Annotated in this window: 14 protein-coding genes; 2 read left to right on the top strand and 12 right to left on the bottom strand. The window is 41.9% G+C overall.

Annotation, left to right across the window (positions count from 1 at the left end; all coding sequences use genetic code 11):
- Positions 1-8 precede the first annotated feature (8 nt).
- The 11 genes from pdxT to TVG_RS00245 all read right to left on the bottom strand — a co-directional run bounded on the left by pdxT (position 9) and on the right by TVG_RS00245 (position 9603).
- Positions 9-608, bottom strand: coding sequence for a pyridoxal 5'-phosphate synthase glutaminase subunit PdxT (gene pdxT, locus TVG_RS00290; RefSeq protein ID WP_010916313.1), 600 nt, complete (start codon positions 606-608; stop codon positions 9-11).
- A 64-nt stretch (positions 609-672) separates the two neighbouring features.
- Complete coding sequence (locus TVG_RS00285; protein WP_010916312.1) at positions 673-2604, bottom strand: V-type ATP synthase subunit I; 1932 nt, start codon at positions 2602-2604, stop codon at positions 673-675.
- 2 nt (positions 2605-2606) lie between these two features.
- Positions 2607-2930 (bottom strand): hypothetical protein, encoded by a 324-nt coding sequence (locus tag TVG_RS00280; protein ID WP_048053901.1) that lies wholly within the window; start codon positions 2928-2930, stop codon positions 2607-2609.
- Positions 2927-3100 carry a hypothetical protein gene (locus TVG_RS08405; protein ID WP_156769031.1) on the bottom strand — a complete coding sequence of 58 codons (174 nt, stop codon included), beginning with the start codon at positions 3098-3100 and terminating at the stop codon, positions 2927-2929. The genes TVG_RS00280 and TVG_RS08405 overlap by 4 nt, the downstream gene beginning before the upstream one ends.
- The gene (locus tag TVG_RS00275) at positions 3090-3719 is read right to left on the bottom strand and encodes a V-type ATP synthase subunit D (RefSeq protein WP_241760290.1); all 630 of its coding nucleotides are present in this window, start codon (positions 3717-3719) and stop codon (positions 3090-3092) included. The genes TVG_RS08405 and TVG_RS00275 overlap by 11 nt, the downstream gene beginning before the upstream one ends.
- A 2-nt stretch (positions 3720-3721) precedes the next feature.
- Positions 3722-5104: a V-type ATP synthase subunit B gene (locus tag TVG_RS00270; protein ID WP_010916309.1), complete on the bottom strand. Its 1383-nt coding sequence runs from the start codon at positions 5102-5104 to the stop codon at positions 3722-3724.
- The gene (locus TVG_RS00265; protein WP_010916308.1) at positions 5085-7415 is read right to left on the bottom strand and encodes a V-type ATP synthase subunit A; all 2331 of its coding nucleotides are present in this window, start codon (positions 7413-7415) and stop codon (positions 5085-5087) included. The genes TVG_RS00270 and TVG_RS00265 overlap by 20 nt, the downstream gene beginning before the upstream one ends.
- A gap of 9 nt (positions 7416-7424) precedes the next feature.
- Entirely contained in the window at positions 7425-7739 is a 315-nt protein-coding gene (locus TVG_RS00260; protein WP_010916307.1) for a V-type ATP synthase subunit F, read from the bottom strand.
- 1 nt (position 7740) lies between these two features.
- A complete protein-coding gene (locus TVG_RS00255; RefSeq protein ID WP_010916306.1) occupies positions 7741-8811 on the bottom strand; it encodes a V-type ATP synthase subunit C in 1071 nt (356 codons plus the stop codon).
- 1 nt (position 8812) lies between these two features.
- A complete protein-coding gene (locus tag TVG_RS00250) occupies positions 8813-9370 on the bottom strand; it encodes a V-type ATP synthase subunit E (RefSeq protein WP_010916305.1) in 558 nt (185 codons plus the stop codon).
- A 5-nt stretch (positions 9371-9375) separates the two neighbouring features.
- Positions 9376-9603: an ATPase gene (locus TVG_RS00245; protein ID WP_010900427.1), complete on the bottom strand. Its 228-nt coding sequence runs from the start codon at positions 9601-9603 to the stop codon at positions 9376-9378.
- Between the two features lie 250 nt (positions 9604-9853).
- Here TVG_RS00245 and glyA point away from each other — a divergent pair, with 250 nt between their 5' ends.
- Positions 9854-11134, top strand: coding sequence for a serine hydroxymethyltransferase (glyA, locus tag TVG_RS00240; RefSeq protein ID WP_010916304.1), 1281 nt, complete (start codon positions 9854-9856; stop codon positions 11132-11134).
- Positions 11135-11136: 2 nt separating this feature from the next.
- Here the strand turns inward: glyA and TVG_RS00235 are convergent, their stop codons facing one another.
- Positions 11137-11895, bottom strand: coding sequence for an exodeoxyribonuclease III (locus TVG_RS00235; protein ID WP_010916303.1), 759 nt, complete (start codon positions 11893-11895; stop codon positions 11137-11139).
- Positions 11896-12023: 128 nt separating this feature from the next.
- Here TVG_RS00235 and TVG_RS00230 point away from each other — a divergent pair, with 128 nt between their 5' ends.
- Positions 12024-12380, top strand: coding sequence for a hypothetical protein (locus TVG_RS00230; protein ID WP_010916302.1), 357 nt, complete (start codon positions 12024-12026; stop codon positions 12378-12380).

Here is a 12380-nt window from a genome sequence, read left to right as displayed (position 1 = left end):
CCTATCACCTAACCTGTTGCAGTGGAAATGTACCCCCCTCCCCCCATGCTAAGAAAATATTCATGTATACTTACATCTCCTGTGAGTTCTGGATGAAATGTCATACCTAATATATTTCCTGATCTTACCATGACAGGATATCCATCAAGGCTAGCCATAACATCTACGTTACCATATTCTTTTATCCTAGGAGCTCTAATGAATACTGCATGAAAAGTACCTATGCCCTTTATATCTATATCTGTTTCGAATGAGTTGACTTGCCTCCCGTAAGCGTTCCTCATTATTGTTACGTCGAGAAGGTTCATTCCTGGAACCCTATCGTCATTGGTGTCTTTGGAAATAAGTATTAGGCCGGCGCAAGTTGCCATGACAGGCATACCTTCCTTTGCACGTCTAATTATTTCATCGTATATTCCGTATTCTGAGATTAGTTTGTATATAGTTGTGCTTTCGCCGCCAGGAATTATTAGCGAATCTGACCTATCGAGATCTTCCTTTCTTCTAATGCGTAAAACGTTTATTCCTTTTCTTCTGCGGGAAATCTTCTTTACTATTGCAATATGTTCTTCCACGTCTCCTTGAAAACCTATGATGCCTACATTCAAGATCTCACCATACTACAGGTAGGGGGATATTTTCTTGAGTAGTATCGCTAATGTGGATAAACGTTTATCTCTCCTCTCCTAGGTTAATTCCGTTTTCAGTGTATCTCCTCTCAGATCTGAAAGGCCTAAACGGCTTCCCGTTTCCATGGTAAAATTTTGAGAAGAACTCAACGTAGATTAACCTAGCCCCCTGTATTCCAGGCTCAAAAACTGCAAGTATGATGTTGAACAACTGTCCTATTACGAGTATTATTATTCCAAGAATAGCGAGTCCTATTGAATGGGAAACTACACTTCTCAAGAAAACAAGATCTATTATTTCTGCAATGACTACTGATGCAATTAATATGCCAACAAGCCTTAAATAAGAGAGTATGTGGCTTATTATAGAAGGCATCTCTATGAAACCCTGTGATTTTTCCTTTATGGCTATCATTGGTATTCCAGCTATTATCAGGCCTACGGCTATAAAATTCGATACGCCAGTGCTGACTGAAAAGGACAAAGCATGGTGTATAAGGTTAAGGCCTATGGTGGCTATGCCTATGGCAAAGAAGAGCCAGCCTAACCTATCCACAGCACCCTTTCTATCACCAGAGTAAAGATCCTCTATGAAACCGAGGATAAATCCAAAGGATACCATGAAGAGACCTATGTATCCAGCGATCAGCATCAGTTTTGGAAGAACAGTATATACATGGAAGACTGTAAATGGTAGTATTGAAAAACCGAAGAATTCATTGAATAATATCCCAGCCACTATGGCAACTATCGATGACGGAATTAATGCACGCGCCAGTGTCTTCAGCGACTGTGGTCCCATTATCATAAGGATGAAGCGGCTTATTACCTTAGGTATATGGCTTTTAGCAGGAGGATTATCGACACGGCGTATTATCCATAGGGACATCAAAAGGATGAATAGGCCGTAGCCCCAGTCGCCAACCATCAACCCAAAGAATAGCGGAAAGACTAGAGCGAAGATTAGTGTAGGGTCATACTCTGTGCCCTCAGGGAGAGAATAAAACCTTATAAAGAACTCAAAAAGGCTTATTCTTTTCGGGTTTCTAAGAAGAGTAGGAGGCATTTCATCTGTCTTTATCTTCGATAATATGAAGCTTCCACCTATAACTCTATTCAATGCATTGTGTAGTTTTTCGTAATCTTCATCAGGTATCCAACCCTCTACTGCAAATGTATACTTTGTACCCTTGGTTTTTTCTTCAACATCTATTTTTTTAGCCTCTATTTCCAAGGCCTCTCTCACCTGGGCTATCCTCTCATAATACTTGTCTGATAGCTCTTCTAGCCTCTTGTTAAGGGAAGCTACAGCATCTTCAAGATCCTTCTTCTTCTGCTCTAGAGAACTTATTACATCCGCAGGCTTGCCAATAACCTCAGGAATATGTATTATCTGTAACCCTAGCCTGTTTGCAACCTTTGCAAGCTCGCCAGAAATTAAAGACGGAGCAGTAATTACTGAGAACCCTTTCATCCTAGTGACCTTTGCACCTACGGCCTCGAACTGCCCAACATCGACATCCTCAGCTGGAACAAGATATGATGAAAATCTCGATCCGTTGAAAATAGAAAGGTCTATGTCGTAGGATGAGAAGAAGCGGACAACGTATAGCCTATTTTCAATCTCCCTGAGGCTGGATTTTATATCCTCTTGCTTATTTACTATTATCCGAAGATCCTCATCAATATTTATTTTGGAAGCCTCCTGAAGTACCTCGTCTAATCCTGAAAATTTGGCCTTGTTTTTTACGGGCCTCTTTGGGAGTATAGATTCATAACCCCTAAACTTCTGGAGGTAGTCCATAACCTCTTTGGCTTTGCTAGGTGCCGGAGATGGCTCTAGAAGACGGGATATGTCGCCTTTAACCTCATCTATCTGCATCATGCCGAAGTCGTGCAGTATAGATACAATCTTATCCCTCTCGGAATTAGGTGCAACTATTAGTATCCTTGCCATCTTTACCGGCTTCAGCATTTTTATTCCTCCAGATATGCGTTGACAGTATCAATAACTATCTTTGTAAGTTCAGATTCACTTATATTAAGCAATATTCGGGATGCCTTCTGCCTTGCCTCCTCTATGATAGATTTAGCTTTGTCCTCCGCTATCTTCCGCTGCTCATCTAAGAACTTCCTGTACTCAGCCTCCATCTCCTCAGTAAATTTGGCTATCTCCTCTTCATTCTTCTGGGAAGCCTCTTTAACCAGATCATCCTGAGTTTTCTTTAGATCCTCTATCTCCTTATCTGAAGAGATCTCCTTCTCCTTTATGATCTTGATCGCTTCAATATCATCCATCATATACCACCCCATACAAAAAGCAAAGCAATAGCAGTTGCAGTGACGTTTGCCAACATAATTAAATTCCTTATAATAATGAATTTACGCAGAACTTTAATATCTTTTATCTTAGATACATCAATATTCTTTACGTATTTTCTATATCCGATGCTGTTCCAATCACTCTTCATCTTTCCCTGCCTCTATTTTTTTCTTTATCGTTTTAAGGGTAGTGAAGGTGTCTCTCTCCCTCTCATCCAGCATCATCTTTATCATCTTTGCTTGATATTCAAGCCTTGGTATAAGTATGTTTTCAATAGCGTTGCTCCTTCTCTTCGTCTTGTCTATTTCAATTAAAAGGTTTCGAAGGGCATTCTCCTTCTCGAGTATTTGTATCAGGTTAAGGAAAAGCCTCTGGAAACGGTCAATAGCGTCGTTTATTGCCACCGGGACAGATATAGTCCGATAAACGTCTGAAAGTATCGATAGATTATATGTCAGATTTAGGGTAGGAATTACGACTCCCATCACATTCCTAGAATCTACGTTTATGGTGGAATCGCTAGACATGTTTGCTATCCTCTCCAATGCCACCTGCCCTTCAAGGATTTCAGCAGTCCTTATCGTATTGAGGGCATCCTCTACCTCCCTCCTAAGGTTTTCCCTCATACCTCGAATAGTCCTGCTTATTTGCAGAAACTCATAGATCAGCGCAGACCTTTTCATCTTCAACAGATCGAGCCCTTTCCTGGCAAGCTTTATCCTACGCCTCGTACGTATTAGCTCTATCCTGGTAGGCCGTATCTCCATAGTCACTCCTTTTTCCACTTACCGTACTTCTTAATGTGGTCTGGTTTAACCCGCTTCATATCAGATTCAGGAAGGTCGGCAAGAAGTTCCCATCCTAAGTTGAGGGTGTCTTCAATAGATCTGTCTTCGAAGAAATCTTGTTTTAGATATCTTTCCTCGAACGTATCAGCGAACCGAAGATACTTCCTGTCATTCTGGCTGAGGGCCTCCTCACCAACTATTGCAGTCAGAGATCTCAAATCCTTTCCTGAGGCATAAGCTGAATAAAGCTGATCTGCTAATCCCCTGTGGTCTTCACGGGTGTGGCCCTTCCCTATGCCCTGGTTCATCAGCCTTGAAAGTGATAGCAAAACATCTATTCCAGGATATATCCCCTTCCTGTTTAGGTCTCTGGAAACGACTACCTGCCCCTCAGTTATATAGCCAGTAAGATCAGGGACTGGGTGTGTTATATCGTCACCGGGCATAGTCAGGATAGGTATCTGAGTTATAGATCCATTGTTGCCTTTAAGCTTGCCGGCTCTCTCATATATAGTGCTAAGATCTGTGTACATATAACCAGGATAACCACGCCGCCCAGGTACTTCCTCCCTTGCCGATGAAATCTCACGAAGTGCCTCACAATAGTTAGTCATATCAGTAAGTATGACCAGGATGTGCATCTCCTTCTGGAATGCCAAGTACTCTGCGGTTGTCAGAGCTATCCTCGGCAGTATTATCCTCTCCATAGACGGATCGGAAGATAAGTTGAGGAACATTACAGATCTAGAAAGAGCCCCCGTTTCCCTGAATTGATTCGTGAAGTAGTTAGCTTCTTCGCTTGTTATTCCCATAGCACCAAACACTACTGCAAAGTTCTCTGAGCTATCAAGTACCTTTGCCTGCCTTGCTATCTGTGCCGCGAGCTGGTTGTGCGGGAGCCCAGATCCGGAAAATATTGGGAGCTTTTGGCCCCTTACCAGTGTATTCATACCGTCTATAGCGGATATCCCAGTTTCAATAAACTCTGATGGCTCCTCTCTCGAGTATGGATTTATTGCATTGCTGGTTATCTCCATACGCTCCTTTGCCAGTATCTCTGGCCCGCCATCTATTGGCTCACCTATACCGTTGAAAACTCTTCCAAGCATATCTTCTGATATAGGCAGCCTGGCTGTTTCTCCCCTAAACTTTACTCTCGTACCTTCCGTACCAATTCCTGTTGTAGCACCAAATATTTGTACTATAGCAAGACCCTTCCTAGTATCAAGTACCTGTCCCTGCCTTGTTTCCCCATTATCAAGCTCTATGTCTACCATCTCGTTGTAGGCCGCGTTTGGTACATTCTCAACGAACAGTAGCGGACCGCTGATTTCAGATACAGATTTATATGTTAGCTTCGGCATTTTTCTCACCAATAAACGAAGTATACTCTTTATGGATTTCTTTTATTATGCTAGAGTAATAACTCTCTACTTGGTCTTCTGGGACTATCTTCATCCTTGAAAGCTTCTCCCTTACAGGTAGCGAGGAGAGGTTATCCATAGTCACGCCATGGTCGATAGCCATAGACTGGTATGAGTTAAGTTCCATTATTGCTTTGAGCATAAGATACTGTTTCCTCAAAGAACAATAGGAATCTATCTCATCGAAAGCACTCTGCTGTAGGAAATCCTCTCTTATTATCCTGGCAACATCAAGTATGGATTTCTCCTTCTCTGGCATAGCATCGTATCCGACAAGCTGTGCTACTTCCTGAAGCTCGCTTTCCCTTTGGAGTATATCCATGGCCTGCGATCTAAGCGATCCCCAATCCTTAGCAACATTTTCATCGTACCAATGCCTTAGATCTTCGGTGTATAGAGAGTAGCTATTGAGCCAGTTTATCGAGGGGAAATGCCTCCTGTTGGCGAGAGATGCATCCAGCGCCCAGAACACCCTTGTTACTCTTAGCGTATTCTGAGATACAGGTTCTGATATATCTCCTCCGGGTGGTGAAACAGCCCCGATGACAGTTATTGACCCAAACCTGTCTTCAGGGGACACTAGTCTTGCTCTCCCTGATCTTTCGTAGAATTCTGAAATCCTTCTGCCGAGATAGGCAGGATATCCTTCTTCTCCAGGCATCTCTTCAAGCCTGCCTGATATTTCCCTCAGGGCTTCAGCCCATCTGGAGGTACTATCAGCCATAAGTGCTACGTCATAACCCATATCCCTGTAATATTCTGCAATTGTTATTCCTGTGTATATGCTAGCCTCTCTTGCCGCAACAGGCATGTTAGATGTGTTAGCTATTAGTACGGTACGATCCATAAGCGGCTGTCCACTTACAGGATCTTTGAGCTCAGGGAACGTTGTAAGGATTTCTGTCATCTCATTACCACGTTCACCGCAGCCTATATAAACAACTATGTTCGCATCGCTCCATTTCGCGAGCTGGTGCTGTATAACCGTGTTGTGAAGTACGAGAAGTCCTTCTCCGCCTATAAAGTTCCTGCCGTATTCTGGTACGGAAAGATCGTATACATCAAAATCACCCTTCTCGTACGCTATAGACTTTACTCTATCGAATGTCGCTTCAAGTGACGTATAAACTTCTGCTTCCATCACGCATTCCTCGCTCATTCCGCAGTCTCTTGCTTCAGATTCGCTTTCTGCTACAGCAGCAATCATGTCGCCTACCTTTAGGTTGGAGGCCATAACCTCTTCGATACCCTTTTCCGTAAGGACAAAGAGTTTGTGAACTGGTGTAACGCTTACCGATCTTCCGCCAATAGTTTCTATCCTCACAAGATAAGAGCTCTTGCCCTTGTATAGAAGTCTTGATCTGCTCCTGACTATGGTCCCGTCCACATAAGAATATATTTGAATGGGATCTTTTAGATGTATTATCTCTTCTCCCGAACCAGCCTCAACAATGTTATCTTCTTTTTTTCTCTCAGAACTGTATAGATCCTTTATTTTTATTGTCTTGCCATCCGCAAGGTAAACTGGTGTTTCACCTGATACGCACTTTCCGCTTCCAAAAGGCCCTGGAACTGCTGCTGTACCACCTTTTGCCACAGGGAAGAGCGCATCTATTACACGCTGACCCGTTACTAGTGGTATCTCAGGCGGCAGTTTCCTTACAACACGCCTTGCCTTTCTCACTGGCCACGTTGTCATAAGATTTACATCAACGTCCCCATGTTCTGTGGAAATAGTACAAACAACATCCTCTACTGTCCGCTTTCCTTCGTATATAGACTTGATCTTCCCGCTAACGCCATCCGGGACGATTATTCTATGCGTAATAAGGGAAGTTTCCTGTACAGTTCCAATTACCTGCCCTGGATAAACAATGTCGTTCTTTTTAACAGCTGGAACAAAATCCCACTCCTTCTTTCTGTCAAGGGGCGGAGGATTAAGGCCTCTAGCTATAAAATCTCCTGAAGTTTCCTTTATCACGTCTAATGGTCTTTGAATTCCGTCGTATATGGACTTAAGGAGGCCTGGCCCAAGCTCAACAGAGAGGGGTCTCATAGTATTTTCAACCTTTTCATCTGGCCTTATCCCGGCTGTATCTTCGTACACTTGTATCGTAGATCTATTGCCTTCTATTCTTATTATTTCGCCTATAAGGCCCATTTCCCCTACCTTAACGACATCGTACATCTTAGCGTTTTCAATATCCTCGGCAACAACGACAGGACCTGAAATCCTTACAATTTTGCCCATAACATCACCTCATACACTTCCTATATCAATACCTAAGATCCTCTTGGCCATAGTTTCTATGGACTCCTCTTCCTTAAAACCGGGCAGAGGAATGAATACAACAAGAGGCTTTGAAGAGACCTCTATCGATCTCAAGGTCTTTTTATCAATCATGTTCTTTAAATGTTCTGAAACGACAATTACGGAGCAATGCGGGTTCTCGAACTCTTCCATAAACTTCTTTACCAGATCTTTACCTTCAGCTACTATAGTATTCGTAATGCCTAGAAGACGGAAACCAAGGACGACATCCCTTTCGCCTATTACTGTAATACAGCTCTGCAACTCACACCACTCCGTTTATCATAAGGTCATATATACTTTCCTTAGGAGCACCGTGCAGCTTTGCTTCATATATGGTTCTAAGGTTCTGCCTCTCTATCTCAGCTCTGATTATGAAATAGAATATGCTATCCAGGGATAATGGAAGCATAGACATGGTGCCCATATATTTTGTTATCATTATATTACGCATTGACACGTCGAAATGATACAGATTGCCATCGGACGCATACTTGTTCTTTGCATCCTCTAAGTCATAGTATCTTTTGATGGAATCTATCATCGATAGTATGTCGGAATTTCCGTAAAAATCGTGAATTGCGTTAATAGGTATGTTGCCACCATCCACAAGGCCTGAGAAAAAACGCTCATACGATATATTCAGTTTCTTTCCCTTTAATATAGTGTTCAGGTTTATCCGGTCTATATCTGATCGTATATAGTTTATGACAGGCCCTTCATCTCCGTTGTAGTACTTGAGTGATTCAAGGAGCCTAGCGTAATAATAACGATCAAGTGAGTAGAGCATGGGCGATATATCCCCAGTCTTCCTGTAATCTTCAATAAACTGGAGCATATAGGAACCGTAACCATACCTAGTCAAGTAGTTTATTATAGCTTCTACATTCGGCAGATTCATCATGTTTCTGTAGTCTTCGTTTGTGAGCACGCCTCCAATTAAGCCCATAGGAATATCTCTGAAACTTACTATAAACATCTCTGTTTCTTTGAGGCCGTGACCAAGGAACTTAGAAGATATGACCGTCTTTATATTTTCTATATCCCACTTCGATATATATGCAGTCAGTGCATTTTTAGCGAGTGGCGGAATCGCAAAGGCGGCTATTCTATTCATCCTGACAAGATGTCTGTTTATGGCCATCTCAGTAAGATCGGGCTCTCTGTATATCGATGTTAATGCGTCATAATCCTCCTTGTAAACCGATGCGTAGAGGACAGATGAAAAGTCTGAAGGCTTATCCAGAGAGATGAGATGCTCCAGAAAATCCTTCTTTAAAAAGTCTACCTCGTAGACCTTTAGCCTTCCATAAGCTCCAACGTAAGTAGCGTCCATCTTATTCCTCTAACCTAGTATATATTTTTACCTTTATTTTTTCTAGAACTTCTTCCATTATTGAACTAACTCTTAGGTCTAACTCTACTTTGCCATCACGGGAACTGGCCAATATGCCACCATAAGGATCTATATTTGAATACGTTATCCCAGAGGATGGGGCAACAGCTTTATCCTTCGAATCCACCTTTATAATGCAGTCCTGCCCAAGATATTTTTTTGCTACTTCTATCATCTTATTAAGTAAAGCCGGGTATTCCGGCATATTTCGAATATTCCTTAGTATCTCTTGTGCAGCTGAGACATAGCCTTCTAATATCTCCTCTATCTTGTTCCTGAGGATCGATCTAGCTTCTATATTCGCTTTATCAATAATGGAAGCAGTTATTCTTGAAGATTCAGCTCTCATCTTTTCTTGATATAAGGCCCTAATTTCATCTATTTTTGCCTTTTTTTCAGCTTCCATTTTGTCGAGAATATTTTTTGTATTTTCAAGTATCTCTTTTTTCTTAATTTCTTGGCTCTGCTCGATCTCTTTTATTACCTGTTCGAGAGACATATGGATCAGATTATGTGCAAAAGCAGTATTATACCAAGGGCAAGACCAATTACCCATAAGGTTTCTGGTATGACGAAGAAGAACAGAACCTGCCCAAATTTTTCAGGCTTTTCTGCAATTATGCCCATACCAGCTGCTCCAATACCTTGCTGTGCCATACCTGTACCTATTAAACCACCTGCTATTGAAATCGAAGCTGCGATCGCCAAAAGAGCGTCAACAGTAGTTACCATAATACACCCAATTGGTCATTTTGGTTGTATATATAAAAGTAACCATTTCTATATACACCTGTTGATTTCTCAATGAGTATAGAAAATAGCGGAAAAAATTGTCCATGAATGAGCGTTGGATGTATATATAAACTGTTTGTTGTTATTTCTATAATTATATAGATTAAATTATTTTAATAGTATTATGACATATATTTGCAGTTTAATGCCCTGCTGCAAGGGTATTTTAAGTGGCTAGCGATATTAAACTATGGCATATCAAGACGCATTAAGTATTAGGGAGCTGGCCCAGCAGCATAATGCCCTGTTTGGGGACAGCGTGGCCCTGATAGCATCTGAGAATGTTATGAGCCCGCTGGCTAGGGAAGTAATGATAAGTGATCTGGAATCAAGATATGCAGAGGGGCTTCCTCATCATAGGTATTACCAGGGAAACAACTTTGTAGATCTGATAGAGGACAAAACGAATGAACTTCTTTCAAAACTCTTTAAAACTGAACAGACTGACCCAAGGCCAATATCTGGAACAAATGCGAACTCAGCTGCTATATATGCACTGGCAAAGCCTGGAGATCTTGTTGCTGTTCCCGCCTTATCTGGTGGTGGCCACATAAGTGCGGCAGAATTTGGCATACTGGGTATGCGCGGCGTTCGCACAATAAGCTATCCTTATGATAAGAATACTATGACAGTAGATCCCGATGAAGCCTCAAAGATCATAAAAAGGGAAAAGCCAAAGGTATGCCTATTTGGGCAATCTGTATTTATGTTCCCCGTACCACTGAAGGAGATGAAGGGCGCTTTCGATGAAGTAGGTTGTAAAGTATGGTATGATGGCGCTCATGTTCTAGGCTTGATAGCTGGTAGAAAGTTCCAAGATCCTCTTAGGGAAGGGGCAGATATTGTTACCGGCAGCACTCACAAGACGTTTCCAGGGCCTCAGCACGGTGTAATCTTAGGAAACACCGACAGTGAAACATGGAAATCGGTTAGAAGGGCCGTTTTTCCAGGAGTTCTCAGCAACCACCACCTGAATGCAATGGCAGCGCTTGGCATAACAGCTGCTGAGGAATTAGAATTCGGTGAAAAATACGCATCTGATATAATTGACAATGCAAAGGCTCTTGCGGGTGAACTTTATAGTCTCGGCTTTAAGGTATTAGCCGAAGAGAGGGGATTTACTGAATCACATACTATGGCCGTTGACGTTACCCAAAATGGCGGCGGAAAATATGTTGCGGAGACGCTTGAAGCCTCTGGCATTATACTTAATAAGAACCTGCTCCCATGGGATGACAACAAGAAATCGCAGAATCCAAGTGGTATAAGAATAGGCGTACAAGAGGTAACGCGTACAGGCATGGGCAAGTCTGAGATGAAGGAGATAGCTTCGCTTATTTACAGGGCCATAGTAAAAAAAGAGGAACCGTCAAAAATAAAGGAAGAGGTAAAGGATCTTAAATCAAGCTTTAGGCATGTGAAGTACTGCTATGGGGACGTTGATGCGTACGAATATATAAAATTAATTTAATTTTATATATCAATTTCTAGCTCCACTGGTGCATGATCAGATCCTTTTACATTTTCAAGTATGCGTGACGCCTTAACCTTATCCTTTATATCATCGGATACAACGAAGTAATCAATTCTCCAGCCTATGTTCTTTTCCCTTGCATTGAACCTGTAAGACCACCAAGAGTAGTGCCCGCCATCCGTTGTAAACAACCTGAATGTATCAACATAACCAGAAGATAAGAACTGAGACATCCACGTTCTTTCTTCTATGGTGAAACCAGCATTGTGCTCGTTATCCTTTGGCCTTGCTATATCGATCTCTTCATGGGCGACGTTGAAGTCTCCGCATATTATAAGAGGTTTCTTTTTCCGAAGATCGTTAGCGTATCCAAGGAATTTTTTATCGAAGTCAAGCTTTAGATCAAGCCTAGTCAGGCCGTGCTGCGAATTCGGGAAGTAAGCGTTTATAAAGTAAAAGTTATCAAACTCAAGGTTTAGTATGCGCCCCTCTTCCGATTCAAAGCCGTAAGAAACATCTATGGGCTTTTCACGGGAAAGAGTCATCGTGCCGCTGTACCCTTTCCTCTTTGCTGGATTGTTGTAAACGTGGTATCCCAGATGATACATCTCTTCAGGTACACTCTTTACGTCAACCTTGGTTTCTTGCATTGCTATGGCAAAATAATCACCGTTCCGAATTAGATCGAGGCCGCCACTCTTTATTACGGCTCTCAAGCCATTTACATTCCATGAAAGAAATTTTTTTGTTTCACTCACAGTTCCACGTCAGTATATAATTTATGTTGAATTTAAGGGTTCTGTGCTTTGGAAACGACAGGGAATTTAAGCGTTTCCATAACTAAAAATTAACAATCAATTTAAATTTAGAATGATTATGATCAATTATGAAAGTAGCAGCAGTAGTAGATGAAAATAATACACTACAGCCTTTGGACATGGGAAGTTCAATAATACTCTTCGATGACGAAAAAAAAGAGATGAAGGAATACGAAAACCCTGGTTTTGCGAACCCAAGAGGGGGCAAGGAAATAGCGATGAGCATTATACTAAGGCTTAAGCCAGATGCTGTACTTGTGAAGGAAGGTTTTCTGTGCCCTGGGTCCTACGGCATGTCACGTGGAAGGATCAAGTACATACCCGCAGAATCAGAGGACCTAACTGAAAACATAAAAAACATAAGCGAATTGAAGGAAAAAGCCCAATCAGAACTGAGCTTTGAGTTCTTCAGAGAAAATGAGTAA

The organism is Thermoplasma volcanium GSS1 (genome assembly GCF_000011185.1).
Taxonomy (GTDB): Archaea; Thermoplasmatota; Thermoplasmata; order Thermoplasmatales; family Thermoplasmataceae; genus Thermoplasma; species Thermoplasma volcanium.
The sequence above is the reverse complement of the archived record's forward strand: the minus strand, read 5'-3'. Positions and strand labels throughout refer to the sequence as shown.